This is a genomic window from Legionella spiritensis, assembly GCF_900186965.1.
In the GTDB taxonomy this organism is placed as follows: Bacteria; Pseudomonadota; Gammaproteobacteria; order Legionellales; family Legionellaceae; genus Legionella_C; species Legionella_C spiritensis.
This window is the reverse complement of sequence record NZ_LT906457.1, coordinates 1,747,681-1,763,131: the sequence shown is the minus strand read 5'-3', so window position 1 is coordinate 1,763,131 and position 15,451 is coordinate 1,747,681. Positions and strand designations below refer to the sequence as shown.

Here is a 15,451-nt window from a genome sequence, read left to right as displayed (position 1 = left end):
AGCTGATTGGAGATCATTTAGACGACGCGTTTTTTTACGGGAAACGGTCGAAGAGCCGTTTCAATTTGCTTGTATAATTCGGGCAACCAGCGTGGTTGGGCAAAATTAGTGGTTGCCGGTTTTTCCTTGCGTAAATCATTAGGCGCGATAATTAATTTAATGTTATTAAGTCCGACTCGTCTGGACAGTAAAAAAAGTTGATCAATAGCGTGATTACCGACGGCCAGACAACCTACGGATAACGATTTGCCATGAATGAATATATTATTTCCCAATCTGCGCCGTCCGTCTTTACTGGCTTGCAACTTGTCGAAGTTGTTAGGGTAATCGATCATCATGGATAAGTGCATGGAACTAAAAGGATTAAAATTAACCAACCGGTAGATCCCTTCGGGGATTTGGCCGTCTCTTTCCTTTAATTTAGGTCCCAGACGTCCACTAAACGCCGTCAGAGGATATTTGTGAACAAGTCGCCATGGTTGATTATTGTCTTTAGCCCACATTTCAATATATCGTTCTTTTTTAAAGGCCAATAAAGCCACTTCCTTTGGTGGATAGGCCACCTTTGCCTTGTCAAACATTCGTACAAGCTCCGGTTCAGTACGGAGTCCGTAACGGATAATGGCATTGTCAACTGCTTTATTCCAATTTAACTTCGGTGCCATCCCGTAAGACAGGCAACAGATTAAAGAGAAAACGGCAAGGCAAATAGTACGCATAGAACCCATAAAATAAAAATTTTCACCATGTTATCAAAAAATATACAGTAGTACAAATTATCTACAAAAGCGTTTTTTTCTCCAGGCTTCAGGATTTATTATTCGTATTCGCCGCTTTCCGTTTACCGGATGACGGCAACTGTTTAATGACATAGAGCGGCGCTTTTTCCATAAGACCCTGTGAAGGTAATAAGCCATAACGGTTAGGGCACATATAATAAATTTTTCCCTGGTTATTGATCTTGTAGAAGACATATTTGTAGTTGCAATAATCAAGCTTTTGAAATGTTGCAACCTGTAATAAGGGCGTATCAGGCTTTTTGTCTGCCAGAAAATGAGCATTGAACCAAATATTGAATAATAATAAAAAGCCACCGGTTACAAGTGTTGCAGAGAATAACCCGATTATAAAGCGGGAACTCCTGCTAATAGTATCCGCTTCCAGCGTCAGGATTATGTAAAGAAGGGAGGTGAGCAATACTGCCAGATTAATGGAATAAATGGTTGCCTGGCCATAGTTAAAATAACTGCCCAGAATTTCACCGTTGGCTATCTGGTACTGAAATATAATAACTATCAGGCTGATCCACAACGCGGCTAATATCAAATTTTTACGACGTGAAAAAAGGCCGGCAACCAGCAAAAGTACTGTAAGAACCGGGAAGATAATTTGAAGATAATTGATGTAGTAGTACATTCTTATCCCTATTGAGATTGATATTTTCAATTAGTTTATCTGAGAGAAGCGGTATTGTCTCAGGTTCTGTGAACAAAATTTATTACCGAATGAAAAATAGTTGCCTGTAGCCTGTCATGAAGGCGAAGCCGAAATGCGGGACAACGTTCACTGAGGCGCTCACCTGTTTCCCTGCTGCAATATTGGATCATGAAACCCGCAATACAGACGCAGGCCTCTTTATGGGCTACCGGCTATGTTTAAAAAGTCCTGCAAATAAAATTTTTAGATGGGTCAGTTACACCGAACCTAGGCTCTGTGAACAAATTTTTTCCGATCGAAAACAAGGCAACTATTGTTGCGCAACAAATAATAATGTCTTGTAGCCCGTCATGAAGGCGAAGCCGTAATGCGGGAAAACGTTCATAAGGTGCACATCAAACCCGCAATACGGCCGCAGGCCTCCTTACGGGCTACTGTTTTTTCGCAAAAAATGGTGCGAAGAAAATTTTTGTTCACGGAACCTAGTGGTCTCTGGGAGATACCGCGGAGACATTCATTAATTCCTTTCCTGGAATTTCCTTGATTAATAATAATGTCGGCTCGACATTAAGAGGTATTTTCCCGATGTCATGAACAGGTAGTTTTAATTCACGCAGCATAAATTCTGACAGCGCCATTCGTACGTAAAAAAGCGAGGAGTGTGTTTCTTTTTTAGCGGTATGTTGCTGTTTTACGAGATGTTGTTCAATATTGCCGGGCGTTCCGGAATGTACGCTGCCAATCCAGACCGGTTGGCGATAATGTTTTAAATGATAATTGGAGCGCCAAAGCCGTAAAATCAATCGGGTTGAACCATTTTCAAGCTCGTAAGTCATGACCAGAACAGGTTTTCTGTTCAAATATAGTTGAGCCATTAATGGCAATCCCTGATAGTCGGGGCGCCCGCTTAAGCGACCGAGAATGGATTCATAGAAAGATTGATTTTGTTTATACCAGCCGAATGCGCGTAATGATGATTCCAGTCTGCTAATGGAACCTGCGTACTGGATATTAAACAGACTGATTGGGCGTCCAAAACGGTTGACCCTGTATATTGGTAATAAAGGTTTTTTTTGGTTCCACCATAGTTGATCAGTGAATACGTATTGAGCGAAATAGGGTTGGTGACTGCGAACAACCTGGTTAAAATTTAAAAAATTGCTTATCAGCCCGGCTGCGAAAAACGTGGTAGCAAAAACAATTACAAGACTGGCGGGAACAATTTTCTCTGCTTGATCACGACGGTAGAATAGCCAAAAAATCAGGCAGATACTCAAGCCGGCCAGGTAGGCGCCCAGGACATCACTTAACCAATATTCACCCAGGTATACTGCTGCAAAGCCTGCCAGAACAAGAGATATGAGAAAAAACAGATTAATTAGTATTTTGAATCGGGTAGCGGGGTGACTATTAAAATAAAACAGGATGGCTGTGAAAATAGACGTCGCATAAGTCAGTGTGATGGCCGGATACGAATTGCCAGGTTTGATATTCAGTATATCTGTTGGTCTTGGACTGGTAATCAACCAGTGAGTGGCAACCAGCATCAGGGTACAGCTTGCCATTAAGCCGCACCAGAAATACAGTGTGCGCCAATCCCTGTGATACAGGGCAAGAGAAATAACAATGATATTTAACAGAACAAGGATAATGGGGCTGCAAAACAGGGAAACCGCGGCAAAAAAGGCATCGAAAGCATCCGTTCTTATACTTTGTAAAACAAAATGAATGGGAAGATTAACATTATCGGCAATGAACGAATGCGAAATGGTCAACAGGGTGATGACCAGAAATCCGGACAGGCATAATAAAAATGATAATAACAAGCCGGCGGTAGCGTAGTGACTGGTTTCATTGCGAGGGGTGATTGCGGTGAACCATTTTGACAAGTGTGGGTGTTTGCTAGACCAAAACCAGAAATCATGAAGATGGGTTCGTAAAAAGGCGTTTAATTTAAGAAGCAGCCATTTGACGACAAGGGTGGCTAACCAGACTGCTCCAAGAATAATCAATACTAGAACGAACAGGCGTGTGGCAGTTTCAGGGGATAATTCATTACTGGCCGCTCCAATCAGGAAGCCGGGTAGTACATATAGAAATGACCAGGCAATAGCGGACACGACGTTGGCAAAATAAAAATGGAGATGTTTCATATGCATCATGCCGGCTATTACTGGAATAATAGAACGCAAAGGGCCAACGAAGCGGCCAATAAGAACACTTTTCCCGCCATGTTTGGCGAAAAATTCCTTACCATAACGTAACCAGTGAGGATAACGGCTAAATGGCCAGATATTAACCATTCTGTCGCTGAACATATATCCAATCATATAACTGGTGCTGTCGCCCGCTATCGCGCCCAGTGTGGAGGCAATCAGAGTCAAATCAATTCGCATAACGCCGGAGCCGGCCAGGATTCCAATGGCAGTCATCGTTACCGAGCCGGGGATAATGCTTCCGACTATGGCCAGTGACTCGGTATAGGCAATAATAAATGTTAAAAATAATGCCCAATGCGGATGAGTATGGAGCCAAAGAGTAACCGGTTGAATATAGTCGGAAAATAAATGCATGATCTGTTATGTGTTAAAATGTTCTAGGAAATATTTTTCAATCCTCCGCGATACTTCGCAAACCGTGGGGTTGTCGACATAGTCGCTGATCTGCGTCATTTCCAGTTTGGCAAATCCGCATGGATTAATATCATGGAATGGCAACAAATCCATATCCACATTAAGTGCTATTCCATGATAGGTGCAACCGTTTTTTACACGCAAGCCTATAGATGCGATTTTTTTGTCCTGCACGTATACGCCCGGAGCACCACAGCGAGTAGTGGCGGTAATATGGTACTCCCGTAACAGGTTTATTAAAATGGCTTCGAGAAGGCCGACCAGGGTTCGGATCCCCATGTTTCTACGCCGAATGTCCAGTAAGAGATAAGCGACGAGTTGTCCGGGACCATGGTAAGTGATTTGTCCTCCCCTGTCCGATTGAATAACCGGAATGGCGTTCGGATTTAACAGGTGTTCCGGTTTACCGGCTTGTCCCTGGGTGTAGACGGGCGGGTGTTCGAGTAACCATAACTCATCTTTTGAAAGCGGGTCTCTTTGCATGGTATACCGCTTCATGTCATCCCACACGGATTGATACGGTTGTTGTCCTAAATGTTTTATCGTAATCATCAGAGCACCATTTTGGTGGCGGGATGTTGAGTTAACTCGTGATAAAGCGCGTCCAGTGATGGTTTATCGACGACATAGACCGTAGCGGTGATGGAAAGATAGTTGCCATTTTGACTATCCTTGCAGGCGATGGCATCCTCTTTTGTCGCCGGAAAATGCTTGTTGATAATAGTCGTAATTTCAACTTTGAATTGAACGGTATTGGTTCCAATTATTTTTATGGGAAAATGGCAGGGGAATTCAATATACGTTTGTTTTTCAGTCATGATAGGTCAAAAACCAGTTGTTGATAATGATTATTAAGATGTTGCCAGACCGATCCGCCTGTTCCCTCTCCTATGATTTGATGATTGATGCGGGTTACGGGGCAAATTTCCTTGGTTGTGCTGGTAATCCATACCTCTCTGGCGGCAAGCAGGGCGTCGACAGGTATTGCTTCCTCGCTAAATGGCAAGCGTAGGGATTGGATCAGTTCAATGGTAATTTCCCGGGTGATTCCAGGCAGGCAAAATGTTCCCAGGGGCGGTGTTTTAATCAATCCTGAGGAGTCAACAAGAAACACGTTGCTGGAACTTCCCTCGGTTATAAAATCATTGCGTGACAAAATCGCCGTGTTTGCCCCTTGAGAGACGGCTTCATCATTAACCAGTACATGACCTAACATGGACGTGGTTTTAATGTCACAACGCTGCCAGCGTATGTCTTCCACGATGCAGGCACTGATGCCCTGATGTTTTTCCGGGAGGGTCGGGTAACGGTTATGCAGTAAAAAAGCGATAACCGTAGGCTCCAGACCGGCGGTAATGTCGTGTTTTCGTATACCCTGGTTACCACGGGTAATTTGTAAATATATTTGTATATCACCGTCACTATCGTTTTGCGCAATCAGTTCGGCAAATAATCCGGGCCAGTCCACGTCCGGATCAGGAATCCCGGCTTTTTTCAAACTGCTTTCCAGACGATGTAAATGTCTGGCAACTAAAAATGGCTGGCCATGGTAGACGGGGATGACTTCATAAACGGAATCTCCGAATAGCAAACCACGATCAAACACGGATATGCGGGCATCCCCGGACTTATAAAAATGACCATTGATATAAATCATGTCCATGATTAATCTTGCCTAGGAACCAAACCAGCGTTTTACCGTCAATCGCAAGGAGTCTTTCGTACGTTTGAAAAAACCGCCTTTTTCCACTGTATCCAGGGCATAAAGCGGGTGGGTGGCAATGATATTGTTGTCAAATTGAATAACAAGTTCGCCGATTTTATCCCCTTTCCGGATCGGCGCAATCAGGTTTTTGGGTATTTTGGTATTAACGCTCAGGCGCTGATATTGGCCGCTTGGGATGGTGATATATTGATCCCGAATGACTCCTACGCCTATTTTATTAGTCTGGCCCTTGTAGACAGACATTTCAGTAATGGCTTTGCCCGCTTTATAGAGTTCGTGCGTTTCAAAGAAGCGGAAGCCGTAATTCAGTAATCGTTCGCTGTCATCAGCCCGCGCCGATTCGCTGGGTGAACCAAGAACAACCGCAAGCAAACGCATGTCATCACGTTTGGCGGAAGAAACCAGACAGTATCCCGCATCCGAGGTATGCCCCGTTTTTATCCCGTCTACCTGACTATTTCGCCATAATAATCGATTACGGTTGGGTTGACGGATCCCGTTGAATGTAAACCATTTTTGTTTGTACCAATGATAATATTGAGGAAAATCCTTGACCAGCGCACTTCCCAGAATAGCCAGATCTTTCGCTGTGGTGTAGAGATTCGGATCCGGAAGACCGGTGCTGTCCGTAAAATGGCTGTTTTCCATACCCAAACTTTGTGCCTGCTGATTCATAATATCGGCAAATCCGGCTTCGCTTCCCCCAAGATGCTCAGCCATAGCGACACAGGCGTCGTTGCCTGAATCCACAATGATGCCTTTAAGTAAATCCTGAACGCTCACATCCTGTCCTTCCTTGACAAACATGCGCGAGCCACCTGTTTTCCAGGCTTGTCGGCTAATCCTGACCTGGTCGGTCAAATGGATCTGGTTGTTATGCAGAGCGTTTGATATGACATATAACGTCATCATTTTTGTCAGGCTGGCGGGAGCCAGTTTTTTATCGCTGTCTTTTTCGGCGATAATTTTACCGCTGTCCACATCGATGAGGATAAAGGCTTTGGCGTTGAGAGAGGGCGGTGACGGTGTAACCAGAGGTTTGTTATTTATTGATGCTGCGCGGGAAGCGCCATTGGTTAACAGGGATTCGGCATAAGCAGGTGAGTGAATACTTAATGCAATCAGTATCATTACCTTGAAAAAGATTCGAGCTATCGTCATGATTAATCTACTTTTGCTTTCAAAATGGCATCATCTTACCATGCTTGAATCACTCATCCAAATATCTGTGAGGTATTTTAATCAAACCGGGCATTGTATATATTAGGGCTTGTCGGGTTTTCATCTTGCGGTTGCAAAAAACAACTGACACAGATTGAGACTCTGGATAATAAATATCGGATATCATAATGCGTTTCGTATATCTCTTGCTGATGTTCGCGCTGACCGGCTGCTCCGAAAATGAGGCAGCCAGGGAGCGTGTACATGATGGTTATGCCACTTATCACTCTCGTTGGAAGTCTCCCGGAAACAGGGGTAATACCGATGTTAAAGACGGTGCTCCTGTAGGGCCTGTCCCCACTTCATTTAAAACGGTAGAGCCCAAATACGAACCATTAAGTCGTTATGGTAATCCGGAATCCTATGCCGTTGATGGTAAAAAATATCAGGTTATGCGTTCGGCAACCGGTTACAAGACCAAAGGCATTGCGTCGTGGTATGGTACCAAGTTTCATAAAAAGCGAACGTCCAGCGGTGATGAATATGACATGTATGCCATGACGGCGGCGCATAAAACATTGCCTTTGCCGTCGTATGTACGGGTTAGAAATCTGAGCAATGGCCGTGAAACGGTTGTGAAAGTGAATGACCGTGGTCCGTTTCATGCTGATCGAGTCATTGATTTATCCTATGCTGCGGCGAGCAAGCTGGGATTGTTGCCCAGAGGAACCGCGCCTGTGGAAATCGAAGCGCTAACCATCGATATACCCGGTAAAAAACAATTAGCCCGTTATTACATACAGGCCGGCGCTTTTAATTCTCGGGAGTTAGCCAGTCTGTTGCGGGATAAGCTGATGAAACTGACATCTTCACCGGTGCTCATCGAGAAAGAGCAACAGCGGTATCTGGTACGGGTTGGTCCCTTTGCGGATAAGACCATGACTGATAATCTGAAACGGCAATTAGCGGCGATTGGTGTCGATGGTTCTTTTTCTTACTTAAAATAGGGTAGACCCCGGGCTCTGCACACCAATTTTTTTGCAAAGCGAAAATGTGGATAATTTGAGCCCGACGTTATTGAATATTATCGATGACAACTCTTGTGCCTCTTAACCCGCCTCCCGGGACGTCCACAAACTCTTCATTGAGCCAGCGCGCATCTTCCGTAAACATTCTGACACAACCATGACTGGCCCGGTATCCCGGTACTTCCTCACTGCCATGCAAGGCGTATCCACGGTAGAAATGCATACAAAAAGGCATTTCGGCCCCCCCGTGTTCACCATTGGCCCGTCTGGGAAAAGCCGTTGAGACGCAATCGATATCCTGTTTGCGAATGACGCGATAGGAACCTGTGGGCGTGTTACATCCGCCATTGCTTCTGCAGTGATCTTTTCCTGACGATATAGGCCCCCACCATAGTAACTCACCATCCTCATCGTAGGCGGCCCAGGCTAATTTTCTTTGGCTCACATAGATGGTTTTTTCGCCGTTTGATTCAATATATCGTGGAAAAGGCGAAACATCGTAGATGGTTAATCGGTCGATGTTTTTAGGAATTGCTATGATCATTCCGGATTTCAGGCGAATATTCATGCGATTGATTCGTCTGACAATGTCATTTTCCTCCGGATTGGGAAACAGTTTGCTCCATGTTTCTCCTCGCTTGATTTTAATGCAAAAATAATCGGGATTATTGCATAGCGTTTCGCCATAACGTTGCTGGGCGCTCCAGGCTTGATTGACCAGGAGAAGCAAGAGACCTGTCATTAATATAGGTAATCTACTCATGATCACCTCAATTATAGTTATTGATATCCAATCTAGCGGCAAACAGAAATAAAACTTAACATCATGAGTTAAAAAAATACGTTTTTGGGTTCACGAAACCGGATTAATGGTCATCTGTTTTCATCTCCTGCCAGGCCTGATGAATATCGGCAAGCAGTAAATTCGCCTGACTGAGCAAATCGATATCGTTATCGAGGTTTGCCTTTAGCAACAGATGCTGTATGTATTCGTATAATTTATCCAGATTACTTGCTATTTCGCCACCTTGTTCATGATTGAGGCTTGTTCTCAAGCCTTCGATAATACTGATGGCTTTCCCGATATGCTCGCCTTTCTCACTGATTTGCTTGCGCTGAATATTACCCTGGGCGCTGGCAATGTGGGATCGGGCGCCTTGCAAAAGCAAATCAATTAACTGATGAGGCGAGGCCGATTCAATCCGGGTCTGTAACTCTATGGATTTATATTGTTGTACGGCTTGCTGATAGGGATTTTTCATAGCCTTGTCTCTTTAGTTAGGATTGCCTGTTATAATTTTGTAAGCTGGAAAGCTGTGTCGTTAAAAACTCACTGATGGTTTGCATGGAAGCGAGTAGGGCATCGAGTTTGGTAAATTGATTGGAAAAACGACGTTCGAGGCTCTCTGAACGGCTTTGTAATTGCAGGCGCTGTTCGGAAACATCCGTGATTTGTTCATTCAAACTTTTGCTGCGAGCGGTCAACTCACCCTGGTCGCCCAGATAGCTGGTGAGAATGTCGTTGAACCTGGTCGCCAGCCCGTCTCTTACAACAATATTACCTCGGGCGCCGGTGCCCCCGCCCAATATGTCCACCGACAGATTTTTAAATTCTCCGCTGCCTTTAAGCGTAAGACCATCCGTGGAAGTGGCAATAATGCCTCCGATGGAGCCGGTCAACGTGTCGCCGGGTATAAAACTGTCTACCACAAGACTATAAGTACCCGCTTTGACATCCGAACCAACGGTATTAATGCGTACGTTGCTGTCTGAAGCCGTTGCGGTTTTGGCAAACAGTGCGCCAATATCGTTGTAATGCTCATCGATGGCCTTGGTTAATTTATCATTGTCCAGGGTTAACAAGCCCTGTGAGTTGGTTTTAATCCCGATATCCGCCAGACTCTTTAGTGGAGACGCACTGTCGGATGCAGGTTGGCTGATGAGTTGGCTAAGGCTGAATTTCAGGTTTCTGATACCACTGTCACTTTGCAGGATACCTCCCTGTTTGGTGTCTTTATTATATCCGGTCAGGCTGTTGAGGGTGGCCATGGTATCGTTATATTGTTTAATAAAATCATTGATCTGGCCGGTTAACTGTGCCTGGTTGTTCTCGATTGAAAGATTAACAATAGTATCGGGATCAGCTTTTTTTAAATCAATCGTTACGCCTTCAATAGCATTTTTATATTGATTGCCGCTTTCCGTCAGGGTTAATCCGTTAATTTTTATTTCACTGTCCGAGGCTGCTACGGTTTGTTGCAGATTATTAATACCCCCGGTGGGATCATAAGCCAGGGCGGATAAGCCTGCGGAGTCTGAATCATTGGCGTCGTTATCATCAACGGTAATTTTCATGGCAAAATTTTTACCTGTTTCAGGACTGGACAAAGTCAGTCTGGCTCCCTGACTATCCTGAACAATCGATGCCTGTACGCCGGAATCGCTATTGTTAATAGCGTCTCTTATCGCAAGCAGACTATCTTGCCCGGGTCCTATATTAATGGTAACGGATTCTTTATCCGGATTTTGTGTAAACACGGAAAAATCCCCGTTATAGGAACCGAAATCAATAGTGATACTGCCTTGACCCACGGTATCACTTGACGAACCGAACGCGTTTGAAGCAAGGTTTTGTTTTGTTGCGAGCTGGCGAACATCGATCTGATAATTGCCTGCTGAGGCACCTTCTCCCGCGGTTGCTGAAAACGCGTTGGGATCACTGACTGTTGCCTTATAAGTATAGAATTTATTAATATCCGTCAGTTTTTCCATGGCTGATTGCAGTTTTGCCAGCGCACTGTTTACCAGACCAATTGCGGACAGTTCGGTGGAAATACTGGACTCCAGTCTGTCAAGGCGGTTTTTTGCCGGAGCGGTTTCAGCGGTAACCAGCGCGTCTACGATAGATTGTATGTCTAACCCTGAACCGACACCTGGAGATGAGATACCTGGCATGTGCTTTTCCTTAAAATGGCTGTTATTAAAATACGGCGTTTACAGAAAACGTACTGACATGCAAAACTCATACCCGATTATCTATGGTGCCGCTTATCATTTCATCCAGTAGGGATAGCAGCTTTAAATATTCGTCAGGAGGCATTTTACGAATCACATCCTGCGATAATTTATCGGTCACTACGGATTGCAACAGTCCGGTTATTTTATCAAAGGCGATACTGGCTTCCGTGTTGGGTTCAGCCGACGCTTTCGGAGTGATGTTATTGACTTGCTCCGCATTGTCGCCCGATAGTTTGTTTGCGGGTTCTACCGATGTGGATCGGATATTTTTTGTTCCTTCGATATTCATTATCTTTACTCCTTATGCCCTCCGGAAAATAAAAAATAAAGCGTGGGCATATGCAACAAACCATGCGGGTTACCCCGCATGGTTTTTATAGTGTTATCTACCAAGGAGAGACAGTACAGACTGCGGCAAGCTGTTTGCCTGGGCTAACATCGCTGTTCCAGCTTGTTGCAGAATCTGAGCCTTGGTTAAATCTGCCGTTTCCGCAGCAAAATCCGCATCCCGTATCCGGCTACGCGCGGCAGAGAGGTTTTCTCCCACGTTTTGCAGGTTGGAAATAGTAGACTCGAAGCGGTTTTGTATAGCACCCATTGCGGCGCGGCTGGAGTTGACTGAACTTAGTGCGGCGTCCAGTCGCAAAATAGCCGCTTGCGCGCCTGCGGCGGTGCTGACATCGATGGTATCAACCCCTTGTGTATCTTTGGCAATCGTGGCAGACAAACCGACGGTTGCTACGGTACCGCCGATAGCGATAGATTCTGTGGCGCTGATTGTCAGATTACCGCGTAATACACCATCAAAATCACCGCCTGTTACGGTAAGACCATCGGTACCGGCCGTGAAGCCTGTTCCACTTTCCGCCACATCAATGTTACGGCCATCACTGGCAGTCAAGGTCATATCGCCGCCATTCAAACTTGCGATAACACCGGTTTGATTACTGACCAGGTTGATAGCGTCACGTAATTGCGTATTGGTTAGGGCGGTAGCCACATCAGCGCCGGAAAACACACCAACACCATTGATGGTCAGCGTATAGGTATCACCCGCGGTACCACCGATAGGACCAACCGTTTGCGTACCGGATGTGGAGGCAGTGACCGACAGGCCGGTTATGCCGGCGTCATTGATAGCGGCGGCCTTGGCGTAGGCGGAAGTCGCATCTTGCTGGGCGTTACCGGTAAAGCTGGCACTGGATGTAATGGAAACCGCACTGGCGCCACCAAGGGCTATGGTGATGTCTGTTGCAGCGGCTGCGGTCACTTCCGTACCGGTTTCCGTGGCAATGTTACCGATTGCGGAACCCTTCACACTGTTAATGGCGAAATCAATAGTTTGATTTGCGTTGGCTCCAACCTGAAAGCTCGCTCCGGAGAAAGAACCGTCCAGAATGTTCTGACCGTTGAATTGGGTATTGCCGGCGATACGATCAATTTCATCCTGCAACTGGGTAATCTCTTCCTGAATAGCCTGGCGATCCCCATTGTTGTTCGTTGAGTTTGCAGCCTGCAGGGACAGCTCGCGCATCCGTTGCAGAATGTTGGTTGTTTCCTGCATGGCACCTTCCGCAGTTTGCGTCAGAGATATACCATCATTCGCGTTACGAACCGCCTGATTCATACCTCTGATTTGTGCCGTCATACGCTCGGAGATGGCCAGACCCGCGGCATCGTCTTTCGCGCCGTTAATTCTCAAACCGGAAGACAAACGCTGTATCGCGGTTTGCATCATTTTTTGTGAGCCGTTTAAGTTGCGCTGGGCATTAAGCGACATCACATTGGTATTTATTGTTTGTGGCATAATTGACTCCTCACCTGAATCCCTGGAAGCGGGATCTGCTTTATTATCGGTAAATTCTGTTATTGTTATTGAATTCACCGCACCCATTGCAGTTATCGGAGGCGGAGAAAAAAACTTTAGTTTTTACTGCTTTTTTCTTGAAAAAATAAAGGTTTTGTTCTAAGAATTTTTTCTGGGTGAAAGCAAGGAGACATTTGTTCAGCAATAAATTATCGCTTCCTGTAGCGCGTCATGAAGGCTTCGCTGTAATGCGGGAAAACCTGGGCGTTCTCCTGTTTTCCTGGTACCATATTGGGACATAAAAGTCGCAATACGGTCGCAGGCCCCCTTGCGGGCTACCAGAATTGCACGATCAGACCTGAAACGGTTGAGACTTCATTTTATAGTTACAAATCGAGATTAATTTGTTTATTTCTGTGAAAGATAAAGGAAGCCCTTCCGTTATTTTCAGGTTATACTATGCCTCGTTAAAACCATCATGGATTTTCGTTTATGAGTTGGCTTAAAAAATTACTACCATCGAAAGTCAGAACCGAATCGTCCCAAAAGAAGGGCGTTCCCGAGGGGTTGTGGGTAAAATGTCAGGGGTGTAATTCGGTTTTATATCGCTCCGAGCTGGAGAAAAATTTTTCTGTTTGCACCAATTGCAATCATCATCATCGTTTAAGTGCGCGAGCCAGACTTGCCCAGATTCTTGATGAGGACAATCAGGAAGAAATTGCTGAAAATCTGGAACCTGTGGATAGATTAAAATTCAAGGATTCCAAAAAATACAAAGACAGAATCAGTCAGGCACAAAAAGCCACCGGTGAGAAAGAAGCGCTCATCGTGGTTAAAGGAACTTTAAAAAAACAACCGGTCGTGATAAGCGCCTTTGAATTTAGTTTTATGGGCGGTTCCATGGGAGCAACCGTAGGAGATAAATTTGTCAGGGCGGTGAACGTGGCAACCTCCGAAAAGAGACCCTATATCTGTTTTACCGCCAGCGGCGGCGCCCGTATGCAGGAAGGGTTGTTTTCCTTAATGCAAATGGCTAAGACATCAGCGGCCCTTGCGAAATTTTCCGAAACGGGATTGCCGTTTATTGTGGTGTTGACCGATCCCACTATGGGAGGGGTTTCCGCAAGCTTCGCAAGTCTCGGCGACATTATTATCGCCGAACCCAATGCCCTGATTGGCTTTGCCGGCCCAAGAGTTATCGAACAAACCGTACGTCAGACTCTGCCTGAAGGTTTTCAGCGTAGTGAGTTTTTATTGGAGCATGGTCATATCGATATGATTGTTGAACGGAAACATCTGCGTGGGACACTTGCAGAATTAATTGCGAAATTGTCAAATCGTGTCTCACCAAATTGAATCATGTCGCCGGGAGTATCGAAACTGGCCGCTTGAAGTCTGGTTGCATGAGCTGGAGATCAGGCATAAAGAGGAAATACAGTTAGGGTTGTCCCGAATTACTGCGGTCGCCAGGCGGCTCTCGCTGCTTCAGCCCGAAGCCAGGATTATAACCGTTGCAGGTACCAACGGCAAAGGCTCAACCGTAGCGGCTCTCCAGTACATGTATCTCTGTGCCGGCTACCAGGTTGGCACATACACGTCACCCCATCTGGAGATTTTTAACGAACGCATTACTGTTAATGGCGTTCCGGTAAGCGATCATGCGCTGGTTGAGGCGTTTTCCGTCATTGAGGAAGCAAGGGCGGATGTTCACCTGACCTATTTTGAAGTGGCGACGCTCGCGGCGCTGTACCATTTTAACCATTATCCCCTGGATGTCATCATTCTGGAGGTTGGACTGGGCGGGCGACTTGACGCGACCAACATCATTGATAATGATTTGGCTATTATTACTACCATTGATTTTGATCATCAAAACTATCTGGGACATACGCTGGACCAGATAGGCCATGAAAAGGCTGGAATTTTAAGGCCGGGGAAACCATTCATTTACGCTGATAAAAATCCACCGGCGAGTGTCATGGAAAAGGCTCGGCAGTTGAAATGTCTGACGTTTATCAATGGGGAGCATTACCAATATCAAGACCGATCCGGCCAATTTGAGTTGATCTTCGGGCAGAGCATCACGGAGCTTGATTCTCCGAGTCTGCATGGGAATGCCGTAGGCGCTGCGATAATGGCTGCAAAAATTCTGCACCATGATTTGCCAGTAGCGCCCGGGCAACTCAGAGAGGGCTTGTCTATGGCGAAATTGCCAGGGCGATTGCAACTTATCGATAATATGCCGCATTCCGTGTTGCTTGATGTAGCCCATAATGCTCAGGCAGCAGAAAATCTGGCCAAATATATTGCAAAAACGTTTCCGGGCAGAACGATTCATGCGGTTTTTTCCGCCTTGAGCGACAAAAATATTCCTGCACTCATTGCTCCTCTGAAACCACTGGTCAATGCCTGGTATGCCGCACAATTACAAAATCAACGTGCATCAACTGTAAAACAACTTGAACTGGCTTTTGCCACCAATGAAATTTATAATGTTTTCTGTCATAATACGCCATTGGCTGCCTATCAGGCTGCCTGTGAACAATTAAACGAGGGTGATTTAATCGTTATTTATGGTTCATTTTTCACGGTAAGTAGTGTTTTACCTGCCATACGGGTCACCTTGAGTGAAAGGAATTAA

General features: G+C 45.5%; 15 protein-coding genes. 3 read left to right on the top strand and 12 right to left on the bottom strand.

From position 1 onward, the window contains the following. Positions 1-17: 17 nt before the first annotated feature. The 7 genes from CKW05_RS08005 to CKW05_RS07975 all read right to left on the bottom strand — a co-directional run bounded on the left by CKW05_RS08005 (position 18) and on the right by CKW05_RS07975 (position 6,957). Positions 18-719: a L,D-transpeptidase family protein gene (locus CKW05_RS08005; protein WP_095140612.1), complete on the bottom strand. Its 702-nt coding sequence runs from the start codon at positions 717-719 to the stop codon at positions 18-20. Between the two features lie 88 nt (positions 720-807). After that, a complete protein-coding gene (locus CKW05_RS08000; RefSeq protein WP_058484333.1) occupies positions 808-1,416 on the bottom strand; it encodes a hypothetical protein in 609 nt (202 codons plus the stop codon). A gap of 503 nt (positions 1,417-1,919) precedes the next feature. Next, positions 1,920-4,010, bottom strand: coding sequence for a VTT domain-containing protein (locus CKW05_RS07995; RefSeq protein ID WP_058483561.1), 2,091 nt, complete (start codon positions 4,008-4,010; stop codon positions 1,920-1,922). Positions 4,011-4,016: 6 nt separating this feature from the next. Next, on the bottom strand, positions 4,017-4,619 hold the full coding sequence (lipB, locus tag CKW05_RS07990) for a lipoyl(octanoyl) transferase LipB (RefSeq protein WP_058483587.1): 603 nt from the start codon (positions 4,617-4,619) through the stop codon (positions 4,017-4,019). Positions 4,620-4,621: 2 nt separating this feature from the next. After that, positions 4,622-4,888, bottom strand: a complete 267-nt coding sequence (locus CKW05_RS07985; RefSeq protein WP_058483560.1) for an HP0495 family protein — start codon at positions 4,886-4,888, stop codon at positions 4,622-4,624. After that, on the bottom strand, positions 4,885-5,733 hold the full coding sequence (locus CKW05_RS07980) for an aminotransferase class IV (protein WP_058483559.1): 849 nt from the start codon (positions 5,731-5,733) through the stop codon (positions 4,885-4,887). The genes CKW05_RS07985 and CKW05_RS07980 overlap by 4 nt, the downstream gene beginning before the upstream one ends. 12 nt (positions 5,734-5,745) lie before the next feature. Next, on the bottom strand, positions 5,746-6,957 hold the full coding sequence (locus CKW05_RS07975) for a D-alanyl-D-alanine carboxypeptidase family protein (protein WP_058483558.1): 1,212 nt from the start codon (positions 6,955-6,957) through the stop codon (positions 5,746-5,748). 188 nt (positions 6,958-7,145) lie between these two features. Between CKW05_RS07975 and CKW05_RS07970 the strand changes: the two genes are divergently transcribed. After that, positions 7,146-7,964, top strand: coding sequence for a septal ring lytic transglycosylase RlpA family protein (locus tag CKW05_RS07970; RefSeq protein ID WP_058483557.1), 819 nt, complete (start codon positions 7,146-7,148; stop codon positions 7,962-7,964). 67 nt (positions 7,965-8,031) lie between these two features. Here the strand turns inward: CKW05_RS07970 and CKW05_RS07965 are convergent, their stop codons facing one another. From CKW05_RS07965 to CKW05_RS07945, 5 genes are all read right to left on the bottom strand, one after another. After that, positions 8,032-8,748, bottom strand: coding sequence for a L,D-transpeptidase (locus CKW05_RS07965; protein WP_058483556.1), 717 nt, complete (start codon positions 8,746-8,748; stop codon positions 8,032-8,034). Between the two features lie 103 nt (positions 8,749-8,851). Next, a complete protein-coding gene (gene fliS, locus CKW05_RS07960) occupies positions 8,852-9,247 on the bottom strand; it encodes a flagellar export chaperone FliS (protein WP_058483555.1) in 396 nt (131 codons plus the stop codon). A gap of 16 nt (positions 9,248-9,263) precedes the next feature. Continuing rightward, entirely contained in the window at positions 9,264-10,940 is a 1,677-nt protein-coding gene (gene fliD, locus CKW05_RS07955; protein WP_058483554.1) for a flagellar filament capping protein FliD, read from the bottom strand. A 67-nt stretch (positions 10,941-11,007) separates the two neighbouring features. Continuing rightward, entirely contained in the window at positions 11,008-11,292 is a 285-nt protein-coding gene (locus CKW05_RS07950) for a flagellar protein FlaG (protein ID WP_058483553.1), read from the bottom strand. 93 nt (positions 11,293-11,385) lie between these two features. Beyond that, the gene (locus tag CKW05_RS07945; protein WP_058483552.1) at positions 11,386-12,810 is read right to left on the bottom strand and encodes a flagellin N-terminal helical domain-containing protein; all 1,425 of its coding nucleotides are present in this window, start codon (positions 12,808-12,810) and stop codon (positions 11,386-11,388) included. Positions 12,811-13,302: 492 nt separating this feature from the next. Here CKW05_RS07945 and accD point away from each other — a divergent pair, with 492 nt between their 5' ends. Both accD and CKW05_RS07930 read left to right on the top strand, forming a co-directional pair. Beyond that, positions 13,303-14,166 carry an acetyl-CoA carboxylase, carboxyltransferase subunit beta gene (accD, locus tag CKW05_RS07935; RefSeq protein WP_058483551.1) on the top strand — a complete coding sequence of 288 codons (864 nt, stop codon included), beginning with the start codon at positions 13,303-13,305 and terminating at the stop codon, positions 14,164-14,166. Continuing rightward, positions 14,150-15,451 carry a bifunctional folylpolyglutamate synthase/dihydrofolate synthase gene (locus CKW05_RS07930; RefSeq protein WP_231950414.1) on the top strand — a complete coding sequence of 434 codons (1,302 nt, stop codon included), beginning with the start codon at positions 14,150-14,152 and terminating at the stop codon, positions 15,449-15,451. The genes accD and CKW05_RS07930 overlap by 17 nt, the downstream gene beginning before the upstream one ends.

Excerpts from the sequence above, each read along its gene's own strand:
- CKW05_RS07985 (WP_058483560.1), bottom strand. The coding sequence starts at position 4,888 with ATGACTGAAAAACAAACGTATATTGAATTCCCCTGCCATTTTCCCATA.
- CKW05_RS07995 (WP_058483561.1), bottom strand. The coding sequence starts at position 4,010 with ATGCATTTATTTTCCGACTATATTCAACCGGTTACTCTTTGGCTCCAT.
- fliD (WP_058483554.1), bottom strand. The coding sequence starts at position 10,940 with ATGCCAGGTATCTCATCTCCAGGTGTCGGTTCAGGGTTAGACATACAA.
- CKW05_RS07950 (WP_058483553.1), bottom strand. The coding sequence starts at position 11,292 with ATGAATATCGAAGGAACAAAAAATATCCGATCCACATCGGTAGAACCC.
- CKW05_RS08000 (WP_058484333.1), bottom strand. The coding sequence starts at position 1,416 with ATGTACTACTACATCAATTATCTTCAAATTATCTTCCCGGTTCTTACA.
- fliS (WP_058483555.1), bottom strand. The coding sequence starts at position 9,247 with ATGAAAAATCCCTATCAGCAAGCCGTACAACAATATAAATCCATAGAG.
- CKW05_RS07945 (WP_058483552.1), bottom strand. The coding sequence starts at position 12,810 with ATGCCACAAACAATAAATACCAATGTGATGTCGCTTAATGCCCAGCGC.
- CKW05_RS07975 (WP_058483558.1), bottom strand. The coding sequence starts at position 6,957 with ATGACGATAGCTCGAATCTTTTTCAAGGTAATGATACTGATTGCATTA.
- accD (WP_058483551.1), top strand. The coding sequence starts at position 13,303 with ATGAGTTGGCTTAAAAAATTACTACCATCGAAAGTCAGAACCGAATCG.
- CKW05_RS07980 (WP_058483559.1), bottom strand. The coding sequence starts at position 5,733 with ATGGACATGATTTATATCAATGGTCATTTTTATAAGTCCGGGGATGCC.
- CKW05_RS07965 (WP_058483556.1), bottom strand. The coding sequence starts at position 8,748 with ATGAGTAGATTACCTATATTAATGACAGGTCTCTTGCTTCTCCTGGTC.
- CKW05_RS08005 (WP_095140612.1), bottom strand. The coding sequence starts at position 719 with ATGCGTACTATTTGCCTTGCCGTTTTCTCTTTAATCTGTTGCCTGTCT.
- CKW05_RS07970 (WP_058483557.1), top strand. The coding sequence starts at position 7,146 with ATGCGTTTCGTATATCTCTTGCTGATGTTCGCGCTGACCGGCTGCTCC.